At 64.0% G+C, this 24,176-nt stretch carries 23 protein-coding genes; 8 read left to right on the top strand and 15 right to left on the bottom strand.

Annotated elements, in window-relative coordinates; genetic code table 11:
* Window positions 1–260: 260 nt before the first annotated feature.
* Window positions 261–1,874 carry a CTP synthase gene (locus KF886_12915; GenBank protein MBX3178256.1) on the top strand — a complete coding sequence of 538 codons (1,614 nt, stop codon included), beginning with the start codon at window positions 261–263 and terminating at the stop codon, window positions 1,872–1,874.
* On the top strand, window positions 1,852–2,736 hold the full coding sequence (locus KF886_12910) for a hypothetical protein (protein ID MBX3178255.1): 885 nt from the start codon (window positions 1,852–1,854) through the stop codon (window positions 2,734–2,736). Before KF886_12915 ends, KF886_12910 begins: the two co-directional genes overlap by 23 nt.
* A gap of 9 nt (window positions 2,737–2,745) precedes the next feature.
* On the opposite strand, the gene KF886_12905 is transcribed toward KF886_12910, so the two are convergent.
* A complete protein-coding gene (locus tag KF886_12905; GenBank protein ID MBX3178254.1) occupies window positions 2,746–3,546 on the bottom strand; it encodes a hypothetical protein in 801 nt (266 codons plus the stop codon).
* Between the two features lie 9 nt (window positions 3,547–3,555).
* On the bottom strand, window positions 3,556–4,314 hold the full coding sequence (locus KF886_12900) for a 3-deoxy-D-manno-octulosonic acid kinase (GenBank protein ID MBX3178253.1): 759 nt from the start codon (window positions 4,312–4,314) through the stop codon (window positions 3,556–3,558).
* 143 nt (window positions 4,315–4,457) lie between these two features.
* Here KF886_12900 and gatC point away from each other — a divergent pair, with 143 nt between their 5' ends.
* From gatC to KF886_12875, 5 genes are all read left to right on the top strand, one after another.
* On the top strand, window positions 4,458–4,766 hold the full coding sequence (gene gatC / locus KF886_12895) for an Asp-tRNA(Asn)/Glu-tRNA(Gln) amidotransferase subunit GatC (protein ID MBX3178252.1): 309 nt from the start codon (window positions 4,458–4,460) through the stop codon (window positions 4,764–4,766).
* Window positions 4,763–6,226: an Asp-tRNA(Asn)/Glu-tRNA(Gln) amidotransferase subunit GatA gene (gene gatA / locus KF886_12890; GenBank protein MBX3178251.1), complete on the top strand. Its 1,464-nt coding sequence runs from the start codon at window positions 4,763–4,765 to the stop codon at window positions 6,224–6,226. The genes gatC and gatA overlap by 4 nt, the downstream gene beginning before the upstream one ends.
* Window positions 6,227–6,317: 91 nt before the next feature.
* Entirely contained in the window at window positions 6,318–7,745 is a 1,428-nt protein-coding gene (gatB, locus tag KF886_12885; protein MBX3178250.1) for an Asp-tRNA(Asn)/Glu-tRNA(Gln) amidotransferase subunit GatB, read from the top strand.
* A gap of 11 nt (window positions 7,746–7,756) precedes the next feature.
* Window positions 7,757–8,152: a ribosome silencing factor gene (rsfS, locus tag KF886_12880; GenBank protein MBX3178249.1), complete on the top strand. Its 396-nt coding sequence runs from the start codon at window positions 7,757–7,759 to the stop codon at window positions 8,150–8,152.
* Window positions 8,153–8,178: 26 nt separating this feature from the next.
* A complete protein-coding gene (locus KF886_12875; protein ID MBX3178248.1) occupies window positions 8,179–9,021 on the top strand; it encodes a serine/threonine protein kinase in 843 nt (280 codons plus the stop codon).
* Between the two features lie 293 nt (window positions 9,022–9,314).
* On the opposite strand, the gene KF886_12870 is transcribed toward KF886_12875, so the two are convergent.
* The 11 genes from KF886_12870 to KF886_12820 all read right to left on the bottom strand — a co-directional run bounded on the left by KF886_12870 (window position 9,315) and on the right by KF886_12820 (window position 19,184).
* Window positions 9,315–9,551, bottom strand: a complete 237-nt coding sequence (locus KF886_12870) for a hypothetical protein (protein ID MBX3178247.1) — start codon at window positions 9,549–9,551, stop codon at window positions 9,315–9,317.
* 547 nt (window positions 9,552–10,098) lie between these two features.
* Window positions 10,099–12,003, bottom strand: coding sequence for an ABC-F family ATP-binding cassette domain-containing protein (locus KF886_12865; GenBank protein MBX3178246.1), 1,905 nt, complete (start codon window positions 12,001–12,003; stop codon window positions 10,099–10,101).
* Between the two features lie 23 nt (window positions 12,004–12,026).
* Window positions 12,027–12,830 (bottom strand): glycosyltransferase family 2 protein, encoded by an 804-nt coding sequence (locus KF886_12860; GenBank protein MBX3178245.1) that lies wholly within the window; start codon window positions 12,828–12,830, stop codon window positions 12,027–12,029.
* Entirely contained in the window at window positions 12,827–13,927 is a 1,101-nt protein-coding gene (locus tag KF886_12855) for a glycosyltransferase (GenBank protein ID MBX3178244.1), read from the bottom strand. Before KF886_12855 ends, KF886_12860 begins: the two co-directional genes overlap by 4 nt.
* A gap of 4 nt (window positions 13,928–13,931) precedes the next feature.
* Complete coding sequence (locus KF886_12850; protein ID MBX3178243.1) at window positions 13,932–15,089, bottom strand: glycosyltransferase family 4 protein; 1,158 nt, start codon at window positions 15,087–15,089, stop codon at window positions 13,932–13,934.
* Between the two features lie 76 nt (window positions 15,090–15,165).
* Window positions 15,166–15,429, bottom strand: coding sequence for a hypothetical protein (locus KF886_12845; GenBank protein MBX3178242.1), 264 nt, complete (start codon window positions 15,427–15,429; stop codon window positions 15,166–15,168).
* A gap of 39 nt (window positions 15,430–15,468) precedes the next feature.
* The gene (locus KF886_12840) at window positions 15,469–16,335 is read right to left on the bottom strand and encodes an HDOD domain-containing protein (GenBank protein ID MBX3178241.1); all 867 of its coding nucleotides are present in this window, start codon (window positions 16,333–16,335) and stop codon (window positions 15,469–15,471) included.
* Window positions 16,336–16,367: 32 nt separating this feature from the next.
* Window positions 16,368–17,198, bottom strand: a complete 831-nt coding sequence (locus KF886_12835) for a universal stress protein (protein ID MBX3178240.1) — start codon at window positions 17,196–17,198, stop codon at window positions 16,368–16,370.
* A 16-nt stretch (window positions 17,199–17,214) separates the two neighbouring features.
* A complete protein-coding gene (gene hisH, locus KF886_12830; protein MBX3178239.1) occupies window positions 17,215–17,859 on the bottom strand; it encodes an imidazole glycerol phosphate synthase subunit HisH in 645 nt (214 codons plus the stop codon).
* Window positions 17,856–18,446 carry an imidazoleglycerol-phosphate dehydratase HisB gene (gene hisB, locus KF886_12825; GenBank protein MBX3178238.1) on the bottom strand — a complete coding sequence of 197 codons (591 nt, stop codon included), beginning with the start codon at window positions 18,444–18,446 and terminating at the stop codon, window positions 17,856–17,858. Before hisB ends, hisH begins: the two co-directional genes overlap by 4 nt.
* Window positions 18,447–18,458: 12 nt before the next feature.
* Complete coding sequence (locus tag KF886_12820) at window positions 18,459–19,184, bottom strand: metallophosphoesterase family protein (protein ID MBX3178237.1); 726 nt, start codon at window positions 19,182–19,184, stop codon at window positions 18,459–18,461.
* 700 nt (window positions 19,185–19,884) lie between these two features.
* Between KF886_12820 and KF886_12815 the strand changes: the two genes are divergently transcribed.
* Window positions 19,885–22,188 (top strand): protein kinase, encoded by a 2,304-nt coding sequence (locus KF886_12815; protein ID MBX3178236.1) that lies wholly within the window; start codon window positions 19,885–19,887, stop codon window positions 22,186–22,188.
* Between the two features lie 21 nt (window positions 22,189–22,209).
* Here KF886_12815 and tsaE read toward each other — a convergent pair whose 3' ends face one another.
* Both tsaE and glgA read right to left on the bottom strand, forming a co-directional pair.
* Window positions 22,210–22,692 (bottom strand): tRNA (adenosine(37)-N6)-threonylcarbamoyltransferase complex ATPase subunit type 1 TsaE, encoded by a 483-nt coding sequence (tsaE, locus tag KF886_12810; protein ID MBX3178235.1) that lies wholly within the window; start codon window positions 22,690–22,692, stop codon window positions 22,210–22,212.
* 2 nt (window positions 22,693–22,694) lie between these two features.
* On the bottom strand, window positions 22,695–24,161 hold the full coding sequence (glgA, locus tag KF886_12805; protein MBX3178234.1) for a glycogen synthase GlgA: 1,467 nt from the start codon (window positions 24,159–24,161) through the stop codon (window positions 22,695–22,697).
* Between the last annotated feature and the right edge of the window lie 15 nt (window positions 24,162–24,176).

Genomic DNA, 24,176 nt, shown 5'->3' with positions numbered 1-24,176 from the left:
CACTTGAGCAATTCCGGCTATTGGCGGCGCCTCGCTCGGGAACACGCGCGGCGCCCCATTCCAGCGATCCTGGCCTCCGCGCCGCCCCTCTCGGCGCGCGGCTCGTTCAGGTTTTTGCGCCTCCGGCGCCCTTTGGTCCGGCGGGGGCGCCCGGCCCGGGATTGCGGCGGTGGAGCAGTATTCAGCGGCGCCCTTGCGGTGGCGTCCGGGAGCGTGGCGCGCGGGCGCCCGGTGCGGCGAACAGCCGCGAAGGAATTCGAATGACCCGATACGTTTTTGTGACTGGCGGCGTGGTTTCATCGATCGGCAAGGGCATCCTCGCGGCGGGGCTCGGCCTGCTCCTGGAGGCCCGCGGCCTGAAGATCGCGATGATGAAGCTGGACCCCTACATCAACGTGGATCCGGGCACAATGAATCCCTTCGAGCATGGCGAAGTCTTTGTCACCGACGATGGGGCCGAGACCGACCTCGACCTGGGCCACTACGAGCGATTCACCTCCTGCAAACTCTCCCAGCGCAGCAACGTGACCACGGGCGGCATCTACAACGCCGTCATCCAGAAAGAGCGGCGCGGCGAATACCTGGGCAAGACCGTGCAGGTCATCCCCCACATCACCGACGAGATCAAATCCCGCATCCGCCAGATGGCCTCCAACCCCGAAGAGCCGGTGGACGTGGTGATCGTGGAAATCGGCGGCACCGTCGGCGACATCGAGAGCCTGCCGTTCCTGGAGGCCCTGCGCCAGTACCGCCTGGAAGTCGGCCCGCCCAACTGCTGTTTCGTCCACGTTACGCTCGTGCCCTACATTGAGGCGGCGGGCGAGCTGAAGACCAAGCCGACCCAGCACAGCGTGCGCTCCCTGCGCGACATCGGCATCCAGCCCAACGTGATCGTGTGCCGCACGGGCCCCTACGCCCTCAGCGACGGCGAGCGCCACAAGATCGCCATGTTCTGCGACGTGACGGACAACGCCATTATTTCGGCGCAGGACGTCTCCCCGCTCTACGCCATCCCCCTGAACTTCAAGGCGCAGGGCCTGGACGACACCGTGCTCGGGCTCCTGAACATGGAGGCCGGCGAAAGCGACCTCAGCGAATGGACGAGCATGGTCGAGCGCCTGAAGCGCTCCTCTCGCGATGTGCGGATCGCCGCCGTCGGGAAGTACGTGGGCCACGACGACGCGTACAAGAGCATCAACGAGGCCTTTGTGCACGCAGGCACCGAGAACGATTGCCGCGTGAAGCTCGAATGGGTGGACTCCGAACAGTTTGAGCGGGGCGCCCGTCCGGAGGAGGTGCTGGCGGGCTACGACGGCATTCTCGTGGGGCCGGGATTCGGCAGCCGCGGCGTGGAGGGCAAGATCAAGGCGGTGCACTACGCCCGCACCCACCGGGTGCCCTTTCTGGGCATCTGCCTGGGCATGCAGGTGGCCGTAATCGAGATCGCCCGCAATTGCGCCGGCCTCGCCGAAGCCAACTCCACGGAATTCGACCCGGAAACGAAGCACCCCATCATCTCGCTGCTGACCGAACAGCGCGGACTGAAGGACATGGGCGGCACCATGCGCCTGGGCGCGTACCGCTGCGAATTGAAGGAGGGCACCCTGGCGCGCGACGCCTATGGCAAGCCCTCCGTCGAGGAACGGCACCGGCACCGCTACGAATTCAACAACGACTACCTGGAGCAGCTTCGCGAGAAAGGCGGGCTGGTCGTCAGCGGCGTCCACCACAAGGGCGACCACGAGCTCGTCGAGATTATTGAAGTGAAGGATCACCCCTGGTTCTGCGCCTCGCAATTCCACCCGGAATTCAGCAGCACGCCACTGAAACCCCAACCCCTCTTCCGCGACTTTGTCAAAGCAACACTCAAATAACAGCGCGCCCACGGCGCGCGAATTCGCCGCGCGCCTGCGGCTGCTCTACTCCTGGCGGGATTGCCTCGAATCGCATCCGGCCGCCGGGAGGGCCGCGCGACGCCGGGCGGACCGCGAGATTGAAGCGGCCCGCGCCCAGATCAAGCAACAAATCGCGCGGTTGGGCGAGGATCTACAGCGGGTCTACGCGGCGGATCGTGACCGCCCCGGCAACCTGGTCATTGAAGAGAAGCTCCGCAACCTCCGGCACGGGATCCAGCAGTGGAACGCCCTGCTGAAAGCCACCACGGCCGCGGAACTCGGCGGATCGGTCACCCTGCCGCTGTCTCACTACCCCATCGAACTCGGCCTGGCCCGCCGCCTCGCCGGCGTACAGCTCGGCCGCGACGACTTTATCACCCTGGGCGTGGCCGCCGCCGCCATCGCCATCAGCAGCCTCGGAATCGCCTGGTACAACCTCTGGCGCGAGAACGTCGCCTTTGACCTCACCGTGCCCGCGCGCGGCCTGGTCGCGGTGAACTTCCACAACCGATCGAATTTTGTGGCGTCCCTGTATGGCCCCTGGCCCGAAGGCTCCAGCGGCCTGGTGCGGAGGAGCTACGGCGTCCGCCTCTTCGCCCGCGCGGAAGGCGCCGATGAATTGCGGGAGTGCACCAGCCTGCGGGACGCCTGGGGCTACCGGGGCGAAACCATTTCCCCGCTCAAACCCATCCAGGTGGAACCCGGGGTTACCGTCACGATCGAATTGCTCGTACCGGCCCTGGAAAAGCTCCTGGGCGAAGATGTGGCCGAGTTGCGCATCGACTGCGGGAACCACCGCAACCGGGACGATTTCTCGTTCACCGTCGAACTGGAGCCCTGAGCCCGCCCCTCAGCCCGAACTGCCGCTGCGCCCCTCCCGCGCCCAGCGCTCCTCCACCAGTTCGCGCCGCTGCGCCTGCGCCTCGCGCACCCGCGGCATCCACACCCGAATATCCTGATCGGGAGGAAGCATCTTCGCGATGAACGGCACGAGCACGCTGTCGCTGAGAAAATCGCAGAACGAATCGTAGAGCTGCACGTGGTTCTTCATGCGGAGCCCGGAATCGTAGGGCTCGCCTATCGCGACGTCGTCCAGATCGATGAACGAGAAGTGGCGCCCATCGACCGTGAACACATTCTTGCCGGAAAGGTCCCCGTGGCAGGCGCCGCATGCCGTCAACTGGTTGATGGCCTCCGCGAGCGCCGCCAGAAAATAGTGAATGGTGTCCGGCCCCGCCTTCCGGTGAATGAGCAACTGAAGAAACTTCTCCACGTTCTGCTGGCCGCCCAGGTAGCTCGTTACGAGCGCGTTCCCGGTGATCATTCCCGCGGCGCCCCGCTCCACGTAGGCCAGCGGGGCAGGCGCCGAGATACCGTGGCGGCGCAGGTGGTGCGCCGCGATCCAGCCCTGCCGGTAGCGCGCGCGCCGGAACGTGTGCTTGAAAAGCCCCGCCCCCCGCGCCGCGCGGCTTTCCTTGATTACGTAATCCCCCACCCGGCGCACCACGCACTTCCGCGAATCCTTCAGCAACTCGCCCGGGGCCGCCAGCGCCGCGAGGATTCCATTCAGCGACGCCCCCTGCGCGTAGTAAATCGTCGACCAGCCGTTGCGGACCTTCGATATGGACTCATCTAGTCGAGGTGAAGTCATCGATGCGGATCACCCGTGCAGGGTGTCTGAAAAAAGACCCCGCAGCCGGTAAAGGAAGTCGAGCCAGCGCGGCAGCCCAAGATTGCCGTACCCGGCCCGAATGACATCGAAATTATCCAGAGATTGCCCGTGCTTTTCAAGCGATCGCCGCAGCCGCAGCAAATTCCGCGCGCGGGCGACGTGGGAAACCCGCGCCATCCGGCGCGCATTGTCGAAATCGATCAGCCAGGCGCTCCCGCCGGCGGCCAAAATGTTCAGGGCCTGTAAGTCCGCATGCCACACCCCGAGATCGTGCATAACCCGGATAACCCGCCCGCACTCCCCAAGAAGCCGCGAATCGGCCTCTCCCCGCTGAAGCCGCGCCAGCAATGTATCCCCCGCAATGGCCCGCGTTGCGATTGCGCCCCGGTAAAGGAGGCCCCGCCGCGACCAGACCACGCCCAGTGGCTGCGGAACGGCGCCGCCCGCCGCATAAAGCCACGCAGTCAGCTCAAACTCGCGGCGCATGCGGTTGCCGAGATACCCATCGGCCAGCACCCGCGCCGCCAGCCCGCCGCGCCGGTAGCGCCGGAAGATGCCGCCGCCCGAAGCCAGTTCGAAGCGGAGCACCCGCCCGCGGCCGCCGGCCTCCTCGCTTCCGCCCGGGCCCGCGTCTGCGAAGAGCAGCGGGATCAGCGCGCCCGCCTCCGACTCCAGTACAAAGCCCGCTTTTCCGCCTTGCTCCACGTAGCGGTAGCTTCTCAGGTGCTCGGGCAGGGCTGGGGGCATATAGATTTCCGGGGAGGTGTCAAATCGGGATCTGTCAGGGGGAGTGTAGCACGCGCGCCGCACGCCGCGCCCATGGATTCAAAAGCGCCGCATACGGTATACTGTGGCCCCTCGCACCCCCTTTTCACTTCGGAAAGAACATCATGAGCACGATTACACAAGCCGACGTTGCGTATGTCGCCGGATTGGCGCAACTCGACCTCGACGCCGCCGCGAAAGCGCGGCTTGTCCACGAGATGAACGACATCCTCGCCTATATGGAAAAGCTGAACGAGCTCGATACCGGCGGCGTCGAACCCATGATGCACGCGATGGCCCTGACCAACGTCTTCCGCGAAGATGAAGTCAAGCCGTCCCTGGAGCGCGAGATCGCCCTGCGCGGCGCGCCGGTCCACGACAACGAATTTTTCATCGTGCCCAAAATCCTCGATACGGAAGGCGGTGACGCATGACGGCGTGGCACGAAAAGACCGCCGCGCAGATTCGCGACGCCGTGGCCGCTGGCGCGGTATCCGCCGCCGAGGTCACCCGGAGCTACCTTGATCGCATTGAGGCCGTCGACGGGCGGATCGGCGCATATACGCAGGTGTGGCGCGACGAGGCCCTGGCGCAGGCCGAGGGCCTCGACCAACGTATCCAGGCCGGTGAGGCGGTGGGGCCGCTTGCGGGCGTGCCCATATCCCTCAAGGAGCTCATTTGCACGACGCGGGGCTTCACGACCTGCTCCTCGCGGATTCTGCAGGGCTTCCAAAGCCCCTACAACGCCACCGTGACCGAGAAACTGATCGCCGCCGACGCCATCCTCCTCGGCAAGGTGAACATGGACGAATTCGCGATGGGGTCCTCCACGGAGAACAGCGCCGTCCAGAAGACCGCGAACCCCTGGAATCTGAAGTGCGTGCCCGGGGGCTCCAGCGGCGGATCCGCGGCCTCGATCGCCTCCGCCACCAGCGCCATTTCCTTCGGCAGCGATACCGGCGGCTCTATCCGCCAGCCCGCCGCCTTCTGCGGTTGCGTGGGCCTCAAGCCGACCTACGGCCGGGTCTCCCGCTACGGCCTCGTCGCCTTCGCGTCCTCACTCGATCAGATCGGCCCGCTCTCCCGCGACGTGACCGACGCCGCGCTGGCCATGAACGTGATCTGCGGCAAGGACCCGATGGACGCCACGAGCGCCGATCTCCCGGTGGAGGACTTCACCCGCGCGCTCACGGGCGACGTGAAGGGGCTCCGCATCGGACTTCCGAAGGAGTATTTCATCGACGCGCTCGGGAGCGAGGTGCGCGCACTGGTGGAGGCCAGCGCGGAGGTTCTTCGCGAACAGGGCGCCGAGATCGTCGAGGTTTCGCTGCCCCACACCGACTACGCCGTGGCCGTGTACTACATCGTCGCCCCCGCCGAGGCGAGCGCGAACCTGGCCCGCTTCGACGGCGTGCGCTACGGCTTCCGCCATTCGGACGCGGGCAACGTCACCGAGATGTACGTCAAGACCAAGTCCGAGGGATTCGGGCCGGAGGTGCAGCGCCGCATCATGCTCGGCACCTACGTGCTTTCCAGCGGCTACTACGACGCCTACTACCTGAAGGCCCAGAAAGTACGCACCCTCATCAAGCAGGACTTCGACCGGGCCTTCGCGGAGTGCGACCTCATCCTCACCCCCACGGCCCCGACCCCGGCCTTTGAGATGGGCGCCAAGTCGGATCCGCTGGAAATGTACCTCAACGACATCTTTACGATCTCGACCAACCTGGCGGGCATACCGGCCATCTCGATCCCCTGCGGGCTGAGCGCCACGGGCCTCCCCGTCGGGCTGCAACTGATCGGCAAGGCCTTCGACGAGGCAACAGTCCTGCGCGCCGCGCACTGCTACGAACAGCACGCGGGCCTCCAAATGGGCGCGCCCGCCCTGGGATGAAGCCGCGAGTGGCGCGACGCGCTCCCGATCGCCGGAACCGCGCAATCCGCCTTGCTACCTGGACAAACGACTTTCTCGCTGGAGAATTGACATGGAATACGAAGCCGTAATCGGCATGGAAGTACACGTGCAGTTGAACTGCAAGTCGAAACTCTTCTGCGGCTGCAGTACCGACTTCCACGCGCCCGCCAACACGAATGTGTGCCCCGTTTGCCTGGGCATGCCGGGGGCCATGCCCGTGCTCAACCGCGAAATGGTCAACAAGTCGGTCGCGGTCGGGCTGGCGCTGAACTGCGCGATATCCCGCTGGTCGAAGATGGACCGGAAGAACTACTTCTACCCCGACCAGTCCAAGAACTACCAGATCAGCCAGTATGACCTGCCGCTGAATCACGGCGGCCACCTCGATATTCACGTGAACGGGGAGACGAAGCGCATCGGCATCACCCGCGCGCACATGGAAGAGGACACCGCGCGCAACACCCACACGATCGGCGGCGGCCAGAGCGGCGTGGATTTCAACCGCTGCGGCGTGCCCCTGCTGGAAATCGTCACGGAGCCCGATATCCACAGCGCGGATGAGGCGTACGCGTACCTCACGGAGTTGAAGCAGATCCTGCAATACCTGGACGTAAGCGATTGCAGCATGGAAGAAGGCAAGCTCCGCGCCGAGGCCAACATCAGCGTGCGCCCGAAGGGCAGCACGGCCTTCGGCACGAAGACCGAAGTGAAGAATGTGGCGTCCTTCAGCGGGACGTACAAGGCGATCCAGTACGAAATCGCCCGCCAGATCCAGATTCTGAACGATGGCGGAACGATTGTGCAGGAAACCCGCGGCTGGGACGATGATCGCGGCGTGACTTTCTCGCAGCGCGCCAAGGAATCCGCGCACGACTACCGCTACTTCCCCGAACCCGACCTCGTCCCCATTGTCGTGGACGAAGCCTGGGAAGAATCGATTCGCGCCGCCCTGCCCGAGCTCCCCGCCGCGCGCCGCGCCCGCCTCACCGGGGCTTTCGGGCTGTCGGACTACGACGCGGGCGTGCTGACCGCCACGCGGGCGATGGCCGATTTCTACGAGGCGGCCGCCGCGAAAACCGACCCAAAAAAGGCCGCCAACTGGATTATGGGCGACCTCCAGGCCCTGGTCACGGAGGACAGGGCGGAAATCGGAAGTATCCCGGTCACCCCGGAGTATCTCGCCGCGATGATTAACCTGATTGAAGATGGTACAATCAGTGGCAAGATTGCGAAGGAAGTGCTGGCCGAGATGTACCGGACCGGGAAATCCCCCGCCGCCGTGGTGGAGGAAAAGGGTCTGGTGCAGATCAGCGACCACGGCGCGATCGACGCCGCGGTGGCCGAGGTCATTGCCGCCAACCCCGCCCAGGTGGCGGAGTTCAAGGCCGGCAAGGAAAAAGTGATCGGCTTCCTCGTAGGGCAGATAATGAAAGCGACGCAGGGTAAGGCGAACCCGAAGATGGTGAACGATATCCTGCGCGCAAAGCTTTCCGAATAGGAGATGCGCCATTGGCAACCTTGACGCCCAAGAAACAGCAGCTGCCGGAGCAGGACCCCCTCCAGGCCAATGTCTACCGCCTGGTGGAACTGGCGCTGGACAAAAAGGTCAAAGACCTCAAGGCCTACAACGTGACCGGGCTCACGCTCACCGCCGACGCGCTCGTGGTGTGCACCGCCACCAGCGAGCCGCAGGCCAAGGCCGTGATGAACGCCGCGAAGGAAGGCATGCGCGAGATTGGCATCCGCGCGCGCCACACCGAGGGCAGCTTCCACGACGCGTGGATGCTCATCGACTTTGGCGATATCCTGTTCCACGTGTTCCGGGAACAGGCGCGCGATTTCTACGACCTCGACGGGCTCTGGGCCGACGCGCCCGAGTTCCCGGTGGATTCGGAAACCTCCTGATCAGTTGAAAGGCAGCGGGCAGAACGATGGCCGAAGAACAATACGCACCGGATCGAAGCAAGCTCTACCACTACAAACTGGACCGGATCCTGGGCGAAGGCGGCACGGGCCGGGTGTATCGGGGAATCGACACGAAGAAGGGCGAGGTCGTCGCGATCAAGCTCTTTCGGGAAAATTTCTTCCGGAACCGCCTCCACCTCCGCGACCTCGTCAAGAGCGTCAAGCGCTTCAAGAAGTACGCCAACGACCATGTCGTGAAAATTTACGATTTCATCGACGGCGAAGAAGGCAAGTGCATGGTCATGGAGTACATTGACGGGCCCGACCTGAAATGGTACCTCGTCAATCGCCCCTGGAACCTCCAGGAGCGAATTGGAATCGTGAGCCAGATCTGCTTCGGTCTACAGTATCTTCACGACCAGAAGATCGTCCACCACGACATCAAGCCGGCGAACATCCTCTTTACGCGAACCGGCGTCGCCAAGCTCGCCGACTTCTCCCTTTATGGCAGCAGCCTCCTCCTCGAAATGTTCGACAAGGGGGCCGGCGAACAGATCACCCCCTTGTACGTCCCGCCGGAGATCATCCGCGGCGAAGGGGCCACCGCCAAGAGCGACCAGTACTCCCTCGGCATCACCCTTTACCTCCTGTTCGCCGAGCGCCTCCCCTTCCAGGTCGACAGCCTCCAGCGCATGTACCAATGCCACCTCAGCGCCGAGCCCGATCATCCCTCGCTCGTGAACCCCAAATGCCCCCACGGCCTGGGCGATATCATCCTGCGCCTACTCGCCAAGCGACCGGACGAACGATTCAAGGATTGCGACGAACTGCGAATCGCCATATCCCAGATGGGCCGCAGCCGAATCTGAAAGATCGGCCAGAATCCACAAACGCCGGTAAGCAGACAATGCTACCAGCGACCGCCCCTCCCCGCGTCCACATGCAATGTTGGACACGCGTCCCGCCTGTCCAAGGCGCCGCAAAAAAGTAGGATAGGCGTCCCGCCTGTCCACAGCGCCGCAAGGCGCTTCAATCTCGCACACATGCCTGTCTGCGATTCGAAAAAGCGCGCCCCGGTCACGAACAAGAACAGCCCGCCCGCGCCCAGTTGGACACGAGCGGGCCTATAGATCCATTACCTGCGTGAGGAAGCGCGGATCGGCTACTGGTCGCCGCCGCCGCCGATTCCACCAATACCGCCGGTTCCACCAGTGCCGCCGGTGTTGCCGGACTCGCCCTCGGCGCCGCCTTCGGGGAAGAAGGCCTTCCACTGGGCCTGGCGCTGCGCGAGCAACAGCGTGTCGATGATGTCCAGCGTGCCTTGCAGCTTAATGGCAAAGTTGGTCTGGGCCGAGGTGGGCGCTTTCGTAATTAAGCGAAGATGTGGGTTGAATTTCATTGCGGAATCCCCGGAGTCTAGGTCGTCTTGTTAAATACGATCTGAACAAGTTGCGCCGTGAAATCGACCTTGAAGTCAACTTTGGCCTGAAAGTTACTGCTCGTCTGGGACGTTTGCGGCGTTTTGCTCACCAACCGGTGGTGCTTCATGCGTGACGTTCTCCTGTTCTACTTCATTCGGACCTATCGAGGCGCAGCCGAGATGCGGCATACACCCTCCGGACACGATCCCCGTTCCACTCTAACGTTTTGACCGGTTGCACTCAACTTCGCGCCGGCTGGGTGGCCCACTCCAGACCATGGCCACACCGGCATGGTGAAACCCGACATGCCATGCATTATTTTACAGACATTGTGATAGCATGTAAACCTTTTATTGTCAACTATTTTTTCGGGCTTACCCGCTTTCCGAACACCTTACCGGCGAGCGCCCCCGTCATTACCCGGTAATCCTTCTCGTTCCGGCGCAACGATTTATCGGCCAACCCCCGCGCCCGACCCCGCACACCGCGCGCCCGAGCAGTGACCGCATCCGAAAGACACAGTTTTCACACTTGCTGCTCCTCACCCGCCGCCAGCGACTCCCAGGACCGGTACAGTTCATCCAAATCCAGTTTCAGCGCCTCGTACTCCTGCTTCATGGACTCCGCCCTGGCGTAGTCGGACGGATCGATTTCGCTGAACCGGTCCTCCAGTTCCTGCACCATCGCCTCGACCGCCTCGATATCCCCCTCCAGCTTCTCCAGCTTCACCTTCTGCTTGCGGCGATCGCGATCGTTCCCGCGCTTCTTCTTGTCCTGTCCGTCCCGCCGGATCTTGAGCACGTCTTCCGTGGTTTTCACGGGCGCCGGCGCGGCCGCCTCGGCCTGCTGCCTGCCGCGATACTCCGCGTAGTTGCCGAGGTGCACGCTCGCGTGGCCGCGCTCCAGCACCACCAGCTTGTCCACCAGTTTGTCGATGAGCGTCCGGTCGTGGCTGACCACGATCATGGCGCCTTCGAAGCCCGCCAGCGAGTGCTCCAGCGCCTCGCGCGACACGATGTCCAGATGGTTGGTGGGTTCGTCCAGCAGCAGCAGGTTGCAGCCGCTCAACAGCAGCTTCGCCATGGCCACCCGGCTGAGCTCGCCGCCGCTCAGCGTGCTGATCGGCTTGAAGACGTCGTCGCCGGTGAACAAAAAGCGGCCCAGATAACTGCGGATCTGTTCGGGGACCCATTCCGGCTTCGCGCTGTGCACTTCCGTGAGGATATCCGCCGAGGGATTGAGCGATTCGTGGTTCTGCTCATAGAATCCGCGCTGCACCTTGTGCCCGAGCGTGACCGTGCCGGCCAGGCCGCCGTGCTCTTCCGCGAGCTGGCGCAGCAGGGTCGTTTTGCCGCTGCCGTTCGGCCCCACGATGCCCACGCGCTCGCCCCGGTGCACGCGAAAGCTCACATGCTTGTAGAGCGTCAGCGGGCCGTAGCCCATCGCGAGATCCCGCGCCTCCAGCACCAGTTCGCCCGTCCGCGACACGTCGGCCATCTTGAAACGGACGGCGGCGGCATCCGCCAGCGGCGCGTCCACCATCTCCATCTTCTCCAGGCGCTTGATGCGGCTCTGGACCTGCTTGGCCTTGGTGTTCTTGTAGCGGAAGCGGTCGATCCACGCCTGCTCCTTGCGTATGAACTCCTGCTGCCGCTCAAACTCCGCCTGCTGCTGCTCGCGATGGAGCGTCTTGCGGGCGACATAGGCGTCGTAGTTGCCCGGGTAGTTCCGCAGGCCGCCCCGCTCCAGCTCCACTATCCGCTCCACGACGTTGTTCAGCATTTGCCGGTCGTGCGAAATAATCACGACAGCGCGGGGGCATTCCTTCAGATAGGTTTCCAGCCACTCGCGGGCTTCCAGGTCAAGGTGGTTCTCCGGTTCGTCGAGCAACAGCAGGTCCGCCTCCTGCAAGAGGACGAGCGCCAGCATGAGCCGGGTCCGCTGGCCGCCGCTGAGCGCGGTGAACCCCAGGTCGAACTCGCTTTCCGCGAAGCCCAGCCCCTGCAAGACCTGCTTGATCCGGACGCGAAAGTCGTAGCCCCCGTGGATCGTGAAGTATTCCTGCTTCTCGCTGTAGATTTCGAGGGACTTCTCGCAGCCCGCCGCGATCTGGTGCTCCAGTTCCGCGAGCTCGCCTTCCAGGCGAACGATATCCGCGAAGGAATCGAGGATAATGTCGTAGATGGTCTTGCCTTCGTCCACCCGGTGCAGCTGGGACAAACACGAGACTTTCACCCGCTTCATCCGGTCGATTATGCCCCGATCCGGGTCGATCTCCCCCGTGATCAGGCGGAATATCGTGGACTTGCCGGTGCCATTGCGGCCAATCAGGCCAATATGCTCGCCTTCTTCCACGCGAAAATCGACGCCGTCGAGGACGTCCCGCCCGGCATAGGTCTTCCGCACATTATCCAGTCGTACTAAGCTCATTGGTACCTGATACTTCCGCCGCGTCAGCCCCCGGCGCCGCCGTCCTTCTCTTGCCGCTCCAAATCCCACAGTTTGGCATATTTCGTGAATACCGAGCAAGCCGAGAGCCCGCAGAGGACCGCGCCGTGGTACCCGTCGCGAAAACCCTGGCGGATAATGTACATCTTGAAGAAGCGCAGGAGCGGCCGCGCCATGAGGTCGCGAAGGCGCGCGCGCTTGCCCCGTTCCCAGGCATCCTCCGCCCCCCACGTGGTGAACCGCTGGAACGTGCGGAAGTACTCGTCGAAGGTGCGGTAGGTATCGTGATACATCACCGCGTCGATACGCCCCACGTCCCCGTGCACCACCACCCGGGAGTGCACCCGTTTCTCCAGGTAGCGCCCGGAAGCCGTCCGGAACAGCCGCAGGTTGTAGTCGCGGTGCCAGCCGCAGTGCCGGATCAGCTTCCCGAAGAAATACGAATCTCGCTTAATATCGTAGCCGTCGAGCGCGTCGCCGGAACTCAGTATCTCCCGAATCCGCGCCGCCAGCGGGGGTGAAACCCACTCATCCGCGTCGAGCACCAGGGTCCATTCGGTCTCAACCTGCGGAAGCGCCCAATTGCGTTGCGCGGCGGCGTTCTCGTAGGTGTGGCGAACCACCCGCGCGCCCGACTGACGCGCGATCTCGTCCGAACCGTCATCGGTCTTCGTATCCACCACGCAAAACACCGTATCCGCCCAGGCGACGCTCTCCAGGCACCGCGCGATCCGATCCCGCGCGTTCGGCACCAGTATCAACACCGTCAGGGCGCCCCGCTTCAATTCATGCTGGGAGGATTCGTTCATTCCGAGATACCCTTCACGCGATTCATGGTCTCAACATAGGCCGCAAGCGTCCCTTCGACCATCGCGGTAACGGTGAAATCCTGCTCGACCCGTTTCCGTCCCGCTTCCGCGTACTTCTTCGCGTCACGGGGGTGTCCAATCGCCTCGATAATGGCGTCCGCCAGCGCCTCGGAATCCCGATTCGCCACCAGATAGCCCGTCTTCCCGGGCTCAATCATCTCTGGAATCCCGCCCGCGACTGTCGCCACGACAGGGACCCCGCACGCGAGGGCCTCCAGCACCGATGTGCCCAGCCCCTCGGACCAACTCGACGACACATACAGATCGGCCGCGCGCAGGATCGAGGGAACGTCCTCGCGATGCCCCAGCAGAGTAACCATGTCCTGGAGACCGAGCGCCGTAATCTGCGCCTCCAGCGGCTCGCGCAGGTCGCCCTCGCCCGCAATCAGCAGACGCGACTCCGGATAGGCCTCCCGCACCTTCGGCATGGCGTCCAGCAGTGTCGCGTGATCCTTGTGCCCCACCAGCGCGCCGGCCGAAAACAGGAAACGCGCCTTCGCCTCCAGGCCCAGCGAGGTCCGGTCCGCCTTCTCGACGTTGAGGCGTTCCGGATCCACCGCGCTGTGCACACAGCGGACCTTCTCCGGGGCAATACCGGCCTCGCGAAGCACCTCCGCCACCTTCTCCGATACCGCCAGGTACACATCCGGCGCGCCATACTTCCAGCGGTTCACCGCATCCCGCCGGGGCGGGAAGCTCACGCGCCGCGACACCACCACCGCGCCGCGCCGGGCAAAAAGGCGCGCCAGGCATGCGATCGTGTGGGTGTGGCTCGTGTGCGCGTGAATGATGTCGATATCGTGTTCGTATACCGTTTGCGCGAGGCGCCAGGCCGTGTACAGATCAAACTCGGCCCAGAACGGAAGCGTAATGCGCGTCAAGGCCGCGCCGCCGTGATCGGATGCGAGAAATCGGCTGTCCGGCCGCCCGGCGATCCACAACTCGTGCCCCTTCGCGGCGGAAGCCTGAATCAGCCAGCTCGCCTGCTGCTCGCCACCGCGCCAGCCCCGCTGCTCGTCGAGATGCAGTATTTTCATCGCGTTATCGCTCCAGACCCGTTGTATGCTTCCCGGCAAGCACACTACAGTACACACTCGCGGTGCGCGCCGCAAACGCCTCCAGGGAGAACTCCCGAAGCACGCGCTCCCGGCCTCGCCGACCCATGGCCTCGCGCAGCGCCGGATCGCGCGCCAGGCGCCCGATCGCCTCCGCCAGGGGCTCAACCGTCCCGTGGGGCGCAACGAATCCCTCCACGCCATCGGTTACGATCTCGGGGAGCCCGCCGTAGTCCGACGCAACCACCGGCAGCCCCGCCGCCATCTGCTCCTTGAGGCTGAAGGAGGAGGTATCACAGTCGATGGACGGGAGCACCCCAACGTCAAAGGCGTGCACGCAAAGCGGCATGTCGTCCCGGTACCCCGCGAACTGGACCCGGCCCTCCAGGCCAAGCGCCCGGACCTGCGCCCGCAACGCCGGTTCGAGCGCCCCCTGGCCAAGCGCCAGGATGCGCAGCTCCGGTATCGCGTCCCGGAGGCGCGCCGCCGCATCGAAAAGGAATGTGTGCCCTTTGGCCTCCACCAGCCGGGCGGCAATACCGCAAACAAAGTCGGCGTCCGTATAGCCGAACATGGACCGCGCCGCCGCCCTCGCCTCGGGATCGGGCCGATAGGTTACCGTATCAACACCGTTGTGGATCGCGGTCAGGCGATCCGGATCAAAAGCCGGATGCGACGCGAGCGATTGCCGGACCATCTCGCATACCGTGATCTGGTGCGCCGTCCAGCGCCGGTTCAGCACCCGGTTGGCCAGGCCGCGTTTCACCTTGTAGGTGTTGTGCCGGGTGCGGATGAGGCAGCACCCCGGCCAGGCATTGGCGCCGGCGAGCGCGGCCACCCAATGATCCTGCGAACCGCTCACGTGCACAACGTCCGGCCGGATCTGGCGCAGCAGGGCGCGCATGGCGCGAACATCCTCCACCCAACGCCGGATCCGCAGCCCCCTGGCGAAATGGAAGGAGTCCAGCGGCGTGGCCCCGATCTCAGACGCGATCCGCGCGAGCGCGCTGCCGGAACGGCAACCGATAAACACCGCGTGCCCCGATCGTATCAGCGCGCCGGCAAGCGTCTGGATATACCGCACCTGCCCCCCGCCATCGGAATGGGGATCGGTGAACAGAATGCGAAGCGGGCGCTCGGTCATGGTGTAGTTTCACCCTGGGCCGTCCTGCGGAAATGGACGATCATGCGGCCGGCGCCCAATCGGCTCGCCGCGCCGCCTATACCTGGTCCCCGCCCTCGCCGCCTTCGGCGTCCTCATTCGGCGGCTCGCCTGGTTTTTCAGCGGCATCGGTGGTGGCGGCGGTTTCGGTTTCGGGCGGCGCTTCGCCCGCCTCAGGAGGGGCGTCGGGCCCATCGGGCTGAAACAGGGCGCTCACGCGATCTATCGTCGAATCCAATTCGGCCATGGCCCGGGTCAGGGCGTCGTCCATTTCCTGGAACTGCTCCGAACGCCGAATATCCACTTTTTCCTTCGATGCCATACGAACTGCTACCTCAATTTCCAGGCCGCGCGCGGCCGCTCAAAGCGACATGGCCGGCAGCGCGTTTACTTCATCCTGCACACTCGCCAGGAGGCCAGGCCGCTCTTCCCGCGTCACGGGATTGCGGGCGCCATCCAGCGCCGCCCAAGCCTCCTCCTCTTCGAGCGCCGCTTCAATCCCCCCTTCCTGGCGGGAATTCAGCGCGCGCGCGATGCGCAACACGGCGGCAAGCTTCGGATCGCGGGCGTTCGCCAACGACTGGCCCTCACGGGGATACTGCATCCCGAGCGCATCGGTCAGCGTCTGCGGTAGATTCCACTGGGCCGCCATCGCCTCCGCCACCTGGGCATGGGTAAACTTGAACTGCGCCTGCTCCGCCTGCCGGAGCAACTCAAGGTTGTCCCCAAGCGATTCGTACGTTGACCGGTAGTTCCCCGGATCCTTGCGCAGCAGGCCCATAATGCCGATATCCGAGAGCAAACCGGCAATGAACTCTTCGCCCTGAAAGGCCAGGCCCAGCGCCTCGCAGAGTTTCTTGCAGATTCCCGCGGTGTGGAGCGAACGGTTCCAGATGTCCTGCGCGATCCGGACATCATCGGAGTGCCCGTTGAGCGTCTCAAAGACGGATATGCCCAGCACGATGTTACGCACCTGGCGGACACCCAGAATGACCAGCGCCAGTTTCAGCGTGCCAACGTATTGCTTCATTCCGTAGTACGACGAATTGCTCACCCGGAGCACCTTGGCCGTCATCGCCGGATCGCTCTGAACAATTCTGCTGACATCCGACGTCGACGACATCGGATCCTCGGTCACACGCAAAACTTCGGCCACCACCGCCGGCAGGGCGGGCAAATCTCCCGCCACGCCAATAAGGGCCTCGTGCACGTCTGGGCGTTCAGCCATAACCATCTAGTCCTCGCACCTCCGCGGGCGTGTCAGCGTGCCAGCAGCACGGGGCACGACGCGTGGTTGATCACATACGTTGTAGTACTACCAACGACAAGCTCTCTAACCTTGGAGTGCCCGTAGGCCCCCATCACCACCAGATCCGCGCCAAGCGCACCCGCATGCTCGATGATCTGCTCTCCCGGGTCTCCCTTCGCCTGGAGGATGGACCCATCGACCTTGTGGGCATCCAGGTAGGCTTGTACCTCCGCCGCAACCGGGCTGTCGGCATCCTCCCCGACGACCAGTATTTTCAGGGCCGTATTCCACATTTCCGCAAACGCAACCGCCGTCCGCAGCGCGTTCTGCGCGTGCGAACTGCCATCGTACGCCACCAGTATCCGCTCCCGGCCCAGGCTTTCCGCGCCCGTGATCAGCACGGGAAGCGGGGATCGCCGGATAACGGCCTCCGCCGTGGAACCCACGAGGCCCTCAAGCCATTCGTTGTGCTCGCCCCCCCGGCCCATCACGATCAGATCCGCCAGGCCGCTGTGCTCCACGATTACGCGCGAAACCACGCCCGAACCCTGAACCGTGTCGCAGCGCACGCCCGCGCGCTCGCAGGCGTCGCTCAAGGCGCGGAGCGCGCTCTTGCCGCGCTCCTCCAGGAGCATCGAGATGTTGCCCTGGTAATTCACGTAGGGGGCCGTGCCCAGCGACGCCGAAAGGTCCTGGAGGAAAGGGCCCTCCAGGAGCTTGATATCGATTACGTATATCCCCTGCACGTGCGCGTCGAAGGACTTCGCGAGCGCCACGGCGTAATTCACACCCACCTGGGATGAGTCGCTGCCGTCGGTAGGCACCAGTATGCGTCGTATCATAACCTCTCCCCAACCTTCAGGAAACCTGGCTTACACTGGACACCATCGCGCCGAAAGCGCGCAGAATGGCGATACCCGCGGCCTGGCTTTTCTCCGGGTGAAACTGTGTCGCTACGATATTATCTCGCCCCACGATCGCCGGAAAGGTCACGCCATACGAGCATGTCGCCTTGGTGATCGCCGGGTCTTGCGGAATGGCGTAATAGCTGTGGACAAAATAGCAGTACGGGGCGCCATCGGTATACTCGAGGAGGTCCACGCCCTCCGGCGCGCTCGCCCGCCCGAGCTGGTTCCAACCCATGTGAGGCACTTTCAGGCCCGTCTCCGAAAAAGCCGGAAAACGGACCACCCGGCCCGGGAAAATCCCGAGGCCAGCCGCCCCCTCGCCCTCTTCGCTGTATTCGAAGAGCAGCTGGAGGCCCACGCAGATGCCCATAAAGGGCTTCCCGCCATGCGCCGCCGCCAGAATAGGCTCCACCAGCCCTTTCTCGCGAAGCCCGTCCATGCAATCCTTAAACGCGCCCACGCCGGGCACCACAACGCCGTCCGCGGCGTCAATCTCCGCCGGATCGTGGGTCAGGACAGCCTCATAGCCGGCTTTCTCGAAACCCTTTTGCGCGCTGCGCAGGTTTCCCATGCCGTAGTCTACAATGGCAATCACGTTTCCAGCATTCCTTTGGTCGACGGCACGCCCGTCTGGCGCGCATCCAGTTCAAGCGCGTTGCGAAGGGCCCGCGCCAGGGCCTTGAAAATTCCTTCGATACAATGATGCGTGTTCGCGCCGTAACGCAAGTTCACGTGCAGCGTCATGCGGGCGTTGACCGCCAGCGCCTGGCAGAATTCCCGCGCGAGTTCCGCGTCAAACCCGCCGACGGTAGCCGTGGGAAATTCCGCGTTAAACACCAGAAACGGGCGTCCGCTCATATCAACAGCGACCTCCGCCAGGGCTTCGTCCATGACGATGGAGGCCTGGCCATAGCGGCGGATTCCCCGGAAGTCCCCCGCGGCGTCCAGCAGCGCTTTTCCCAGACAGATGCCAACGTCTTCCACCGTGTGGTGCGCGTCGATATGTAGATCGCCCACCGCCTTCACCTCCAGATCGAAGAGCCCGTGCTTCGCCAGGTGCGTGAGCATGTGATCGAAGAAACCCACCCCCGTGGCGATATCCGATTCCCCGGCGCCATCAATGGCGATCCGGAGAGAAACCTCCGTTTCATTCGTCTTGCGGTGCACTTCTCCGTGCCGCATCTGGCGGACTCCCTATTTTCCGAGCGCCAGGCGCTCAGCCAGAAACTGAGGCAAACCGGCCTCAATCACGCGCCGGGCGGCCTTCTCTATTGGATACTTGATGCGCACCTGCTCGAAAACGTTTTCGACTGTATCCAGAATACCAAACGCCGCTTGCGGATTGCTATCCCGAGGCTGTCCAACCGACCCCGGATTGATGAAAAAGCTCTTGCCGTTGCCCAGGGCGAACCGGGAGTCATCGTCCACGGAATACACCCCGTCGGTTGAAAAAATGCCCGGGCTGTGCGTGTGTCCCATGAAACAGATGTTGCAGTTCTGTTCCTCCAGAAAGGCGAGATGCGGCAGGATGTCCTCCCATGTAAACAAGTACGTGTTTCGGTTCTTCGGGGCCCCATGCACCGCCGCAAAGTGCTCAAAATTCAGCACATCCGGCAGGCTCCTGAGCCACTCCAGATTCTCCGGGCTCAGGTTCTCCCGGGTCCACATCGCCGCCTGCAAGGCCACTGGATTAAAGCCCCACGGCTCTTCCAGGCCACATGCGACCGCGTCGTGGTTCCCGAGCACCGTCATGATATTCCGCTCCCGCAGAATATCGGCGCACTCGTTCGGGCTTGCGTTGTAACCGACAACGTCCCCCAGGCAAACCACTTGATCCACGCCGAGATCCTCGATCTTTTCCAAGACCGCGCAAAACGCCTCAAGATTGGCGTGAATGTCGGAAATGATGGCATACCTCAATGTACGGTATCTCCTGATCCTGGCTCATCTTACAGCAGCGGAAACTCAATCGGGACGGCATCCTCCAAACCACCCCGGTTCCGCTCCTCGCCGGTCGAATACGGCGTCAATCGGGTGTATGCCTGCTGCCGCCGGAAAGCGCACGCTCCCAGAAGTATTGTGCATGGAAGCGGGCGGATTTTCAAGGCATGCGCGTCCGAATGCCGCCGCGAACCGATGCGGCCAAACCCGGCTGCCCCCGCCCGCGCTCCAAATTCCTCCTCCGGCGCGCTCGGCGCGGCGGTACTGTAGCAGCTTACCCGCCTGAATTACCAATACCGCGCCGGCGCCGCGGCCAATGTACGGACCAACATACGCGGGCGCAGCGATTCGACCGCCCGACCCGTCGTCGGGAGCGGTCATATCTTCTGGCCAAGGCATCGCCGAGATTCCGCCTTCGCGCGAATACCACTTCCTCTCCATGATCCTCTCTTCACACGCCTCATCTTGAGGAGCCACCCGAATAGAGCCCAACCCAACCCGCCGGCCAAGTACCCAATCTTTATCCGTGTGAATTGCTCTGCATTCGTGCTCCAGGCCACCCATGCTGAAACCCCCGCTCCCGGAGTTGTCCCAGTGCGAGCCGGTCAAGTAGGATAGCCAAACTGTTGTCCGTTGCAGTGATACGGGAGGAGACCGGCTGGATGCACGGGGAATCGCGATGCGCCTGTTGAATTGGTACTGGAATGGCCTGCTGGAAGTTCCGGCCGGCTGGATTGTGACCTATCTCGGGATCGACATGAGCGCCGGATGGCGTCTGCTGGGACTAAAGATCGCCTGCACCGTGGCGATCCTGCTGTTCCTTTACGAAATCTACCTGCGCGTCAAGGATCGAAGGCGGCGCAGGCAGTACGACAAGGACCTGCGCGAATACAACAAGTCCGGTCAGGGCGCGTTGTCCGCCGAAGAAAAGCAGGCCGTCGCCGAGAACCCCGAGGGCATTATCGCCCGCCTCAAAAAAGCCCGCAACCACGAGAAGCTGGGCGAAATCTACCGGTCGCTGGATCGCCCGAAAGAGTCGGCGCGGTCGTACCAGCGCGCCCGGCGCTACCAGGACGCCTCCGAGCAGTGGGCCAAAGCCGGCTATCCGCTGAAAGCGGCGCGCCTGCTTCAGAAACTGGGAAGCCACCAGACCGCCGGGCGCTTTTACCTGGAAAAGAAGCGCTACCGGAAAGCCGCCAAACAGTTTCTCCTCGCGAAGTCGTATCCCGAAGCGGGCGACGCATACTTCCTTGCCAAACGCTACGCGGACAGCGCCTCCGCCTACGAAAAGTTCTTCTCGGGCCCGCAGCCCGATCCGGCGCACCTGGCCGCCGCGGCACAGGCCTGCGCCCAGCTCCTGCAGGATCCCGCCGCGCGCGCAAAGATCCCCGGCGACCAGCTCCGGCGGGTAACCCTGTATTGCGGCAAGACCCTCCGCCACGTTAAGCGCCCGGAACTGGCCGCCCAGCTCTTTCAGCAGGCGGGCGAACTCATCGAGGCCGGTGAGTCCTTCCTCCAGGCGGGCCAGCTGGAAGCCGCCGCGCGCTGCATGCAGCAGGCGGGCGAAACCAAGCGCGCCTCGGAAATCGGCGGGCGCTACTACGAGTCCATCGGCAAATGGCGCGAAGCGGGCCTGGCCTACGAGGGCGGCGGCGCCTTCCGCCGGGCGGGCGACTGCTTCATGAAGGCCAACGAGGCCGAGCTCGCGGCGGAAAACTACGAGCGCGCCGGCGAGTTTTACGGAGCGGGCTTCGCGCTGGTGCACGCAAAACACTGGGAAGAAGCCGTGCGGATTTTTCAGAAGCTCCCGGAAAGCAGCCCCCACTTCGGCGAATCCCGCCAGTTGCTGGGCCGCGCCTTCTACGAGTTGAAGGACTACGCCCACTGCGCCGCCACGCTCGAAAACCACCTGCTAGGCGAGCGTGTCCGCAAGGACAACATCGATTACTTCTGGATGCTCGCGCTGGCCTACGAGCAGCTGGGCAAACTGGAGGCCTCGCGGGAGGTGCTGCTGAAAATCCGGAGTGTTGACGTGGAATACCGCGATGTCGCGCACCGCCTGTCCAGCGTGCAATCGCGCATTTCCATGGCGGGCGCCGGACAGGGGCCCGCCGCCATCGGCTCCATGCCCACCATGGCCACGCCCGCCCCCGAGCAGGGCAAGTCCCCCGTGATGAGCATGGTGGAAAACAGCCTCAAGAACCGCTACGAACTGGAGCGGGAACTTGGGCGCGGCGGGATGGGCGTCGTCTACAAGGCGCGGGACACGCAGCTCGACCGCCCGGTGGCCCTCAAATTCCTGGGCTCCCTGGTGGATGAGTCGGAGGAGTATCGTCTGCGCTTCCAGCGCGAGGCGCGCGCCGCCGCCCAGGTGACCCATCCCAATATTCTCAGCATCTACGATATCGGCGTGGAGCAGGGCAGTTCGTATATCGCGATGGAATACATCGAGGGGCCGAACCTGAACCAGTTCATGAAGAAGAAGGGCAAGCTCTCCGCCCGCGAAGCGGTCAACATCGTCGGGCAGGCCTGCGCCGCGCTCGACGCCGTCCACCAGGCCGGCATCGTGCACCGGGACATCAAGCCCGACAACATCCTCATCGCCAAGGGTGGACTCGTGAAGCTGATGGACTTCGGCCTGGCCAAGGGCTACGGCCAGCGCCTTACGGCAAGCAATGTGGTGATGGGTACGCCCTGCTACATGTCCCCGGAGCAGGCCAAAGGCCAGGATGTCGACGGCCGTTCGGACATCTACGCGATGGGCATGGTGCTCTACGAATTGCTGATCGGCGAGCCCGTTTTCTGCACCGGAAACGTGCTTATGCGGCAGATCGAGGAAACGCCGCCCCCGCCGAGCAGCCGGGTCGAAGACGTCCCCCCCGCGCTCGACGCCCTCATCATGAAGTGCATCGCGAAGGACCCCGAGGAACGCTACGCAAGCGCGCGCGAACTCTGCGACGCGCTCCGCCAGCTTGGAAAATAACCCCGCCGCGCGACCGTCGACTCAGCCCCCTGCCGCCGCCAGGGCCGACTGAATCCGGTCGGCCAGATCCGCCGGCAGCGCGAGACCAACCGCTTCAATTTCCACCGTGCGCCGGTCCCCGCCCGCGTGCGCCAGGTAGATGTTGAGCCGATCGGCGGGCAGGAGGTCCCCGGCGCGCTCGGCCCATTCCACCGCGCATAGCCCGCCACCGTCGAAGACTTCTTCATACCCCAGGTCGGCCAGCATCTCCGGGCCCCCCAGCCGGTAAAGATCCAGGTGATAGAGCGGACACTCCACACCGTATTGATTCACCAGCGTGAAGGTCGGGCTGTGCACCGCGCCCTCCCCGGCCCGGCGCCGCGCCATGCCCCGCACCAGGCAGGTCTTGCCGGTCGCCAAGTCGCCGAAGAGCGCGATCAGCGTCCCGGGCGCCAGACAATCCGCCAACACATAGCCGATCGCCTCGGTTTGCTCGGGCGAGCAGGTCTCCACCCTCAAACGCATGGTCACGCGGCCTTCATGCACTTGCGGTACAGTTCCACGTAGGCCCCGCACGAACGGTCCCAGGAGTAATCGGCCGCCATACCCCGCGCCTGAATCGCGCGGTAGGATTCGCGGTCGTGGTACAGGTCAATGGCTTCCAGCATGCGCCGGTGCAGCGAATGCGGGGTCACCGGCACAAACGCCAGGCCATCCGCCACGCCCCGGCGAAGGTTGACGCGGTTCATATCGCGCACGGTATCCGCCAGCCCGCCGATGCGCCGCACGATCGGGATTGAGCCATATTTCAGGCTGTAATACTGGCTCAAACCGCAAGGCTCGTAACGCGAGGGCATCAGAAAGAAATCACACGCGGCCTGGAGCTGGTGCGCCACCGGAACGTTGAAATCGAGCATCACCCGGATCTCGTCGGGGCGCTGCTGCTCCAGCGCCTTGAGTTGCTGCTCGTAGTAGGGGTCGCCCGTGCCCAGCACCGCCACCTGCGCGATATCCTCGGGGAGCAGGTGAACGCTGTCCATGATGAGATCGATGCCCTTCTGCCAGACGAGGCGGCTCACGATCCCGAAGAGGGGCGCGTCGGTCTCGGGCAGCCCGACGAGATGCTGGAACTTCCGCTTGCAAACCGCCTTCCCGGAAGGATCCGCCGCGCTGTAGTTCGCGGGCAGATGTGGATCCGTCGCCGGATCCCAACGGGCATAGTCCGCGCCGTTCAGAATCCCGGAAAGGTCGCGCACCCGGGCGCGCAATATGCCGTCGAGCCCCGCGCCGTACTCCGGCGTCTGAATTTCGCGGGCGTAGCGCGGGCTGACAGTCGAAATGCGATCCGCAAAGGTGATCGCCCCCTTCATCAGGTTAAGGTCGCCGTGGTATTCCAGGCACTCGGGGTTGAACAGCTCCGCGCCGAACCCGGTGTATCGCATCCGGTCGGCGCCGTAGCGGCCCTGATAGGCCAGATTGTGAATCGTGAAGAGGACCCGCGCACCCTGCCAGAAGGGGTGATTCGCCAGGCTGGTCTTGAGGTAAATCGGAACCGGCGCCGTGGGCCAGTCGTGACAATGCACCACGTCGGGCTTCCAGCCCGTGCCCGCTATGCCATCGAGCGCGGCCTGGCTGAAAAAACAGAAGCGCTCGGCATTGTCGTAGTATTCGTGCGACCCGTCGTCGTAAATCCCGCCGCGCCGGAAGTAATGATCGTGCTCCACCAGGTAAAGGGGAATCTCGCTGTCCGGAAGGCGCGTCTCCCAGAAACCGCCGTGCGCCGTGTGGCCGCCGAGATGGGCGGTGCAAACGCCCCGGCGCGCCGATTCCGGCAGACCGGGCAGGCGGCCGTAGAAGGGCAGCACGATGCGCACATCGTGCCCCGAATCCTTCAGCGCCCGCGGCAGCGCCGCCGACACGTCCGCAAGCCCGCCGGTAACCACCAGGGGCGCGACTTCCGACGTCATAAACAGGATCTTCAAGGGCTGGGTCATGCCGTCTTCCTCGTT

The organism is Candidatus Hydrogenedentota bacterium (genome assembly GCA_019637335.1).
Taxonomy (GTDB): Bacteria; Hydrogenedentota; Hydrogenedentia; order Hydrogenedentales; family JAEUWI01; genus JAEUWI01.
Note: the sequence above shows the minus strand (reverse complement) of the source record. Positions and strands in the feature narration are given on the sequence as shown.

Bases quoted from the DNA above. Each gene is read 5' to 3' on its own strand.
- glgA (MBX3178234.1), bottom strand. From the start codon at position 24,161: ATGACCCAGCCCTTGAAGATCCTGTTTATGACGTCGGAAGTCGCGCCC.
- KF886_12850 (MBX3178243.1), bottom strand. From the start codon at position 15,089: ATGACCGAGCGCCCGCTTCGCATTCTGTTCACCGATCCCCATTCCGAT.
- KF886_12900 (MBX3178253.1), bottom strand. From the start codon at position 4,314: ATGCCCCCAGCCCTGCCCGAGCACCTGAGAAGCTACCGCTACGTGGAG.
- KF886_12815 (MBX3178236.1), top strand. From the start codon at position 19,885: ATGCGCCTGTTGAATTGGTACTGGAATGGCCTGCTGGAAGTTCCGGCC.
- gatA (MBX3178251.1), top strand. From the start codon at position 4,763: ATGACGGCGTGGCACGAAAAGACCGCCGCGCAGATTCGCGACGCCGTG.
- KF886_12835 (MBX3178240.1), bottom strand. From the start codon at position 17,198: ATGATACGACGCATACTGGTGCCTACCGACGGCAGCGACTCATCCCAG.
- tsaE (MBX3178235.1), bottom strand. From the start codon at position 22,692: ATGCGTTTGAGGGTGGAGACCTGCTCGCCCGAGCAAACCGAGGCGATC.
- KF886_12845 (MBX3178242.1), bottom strand. From the start codon at position 15,429: ATGGCATCGAAGGAAAAAGTGGATATTCGGCGTTCGGAGCAGTTCCAG.
- gatB (MBX3178250.1), top strand. From the start codon at position 6,318: ATGGAATACGAAGCCGTAATCGGCATGGAAGTACACGTGCAGTTGAAC.
- hisB (MBX3178238.1), bottom strand. From the start codon at position 18,446: ATGCGGCACGGAGAAGTGCACCGCAAGACGAATGAAACGGAGGTTTCT.
- KF886_12875 (MBX3178248.1), top strand. From the start codon at position 8,179: ATGGCCGAAGAACAATACGCACCGGATCGAAGCAAGCTCTACCACTAC.
- KF886_12905 (MBX3178254.1), bottom strand. From the start codon at position 3,546: ATGACTTCACCTCGACTAGATGAGTCCATATCGAAGGTCCGCAACGGC.
- KF886_12870 (MBX3178247.1), bottom strand. From the start codon at position 9,551: ATGAAATTCAACCCACATCTTCGCTTAATTACGAAAGCGCCCACCTCG.
- KF886_12865 (MBX3178246.1), bottom strand. From the start codon at position 12,003: ATGAGCTTAGTACGACTGGATAATGTGCGGAAGACCTATGCCGGGCGG.
- gatC (MBX3178252.1), top strand. From the start codon at position 4,458: ATGAGCACGATTACACAAGCCGACGTTGCGTATGTCGCCGGATTGGCG.
- KF886_12840 (MBX3178241.1), bottom strand. From the start codon at position 16,335: ATGGCTGAACGCCCAGACGTGCACGAGGCCCTTATTGGCGTGGCGGGA.
- KF886_12855 (MBX3178244.1), bottom strand. From the start codon at position 13,927: ATGAAAATACTGCATCTCGACGAGCAGCGGGGCTGGCGCGGTGGCGAG.
- KF886_12915 (MBX3178256.1), top strand. From the start codon at position 261: ATGACCCGATACGTTTTTGTGACTGGCGGCGTGGTTTCATCGATCGGC.
- KF886_12860 (MBX3178245.1), bottom strand. From the start codon at position 12,830: ATGAACGAATCCTCCCAGCATGAATTGAAGCGGGGCGCCCTGACGGTG.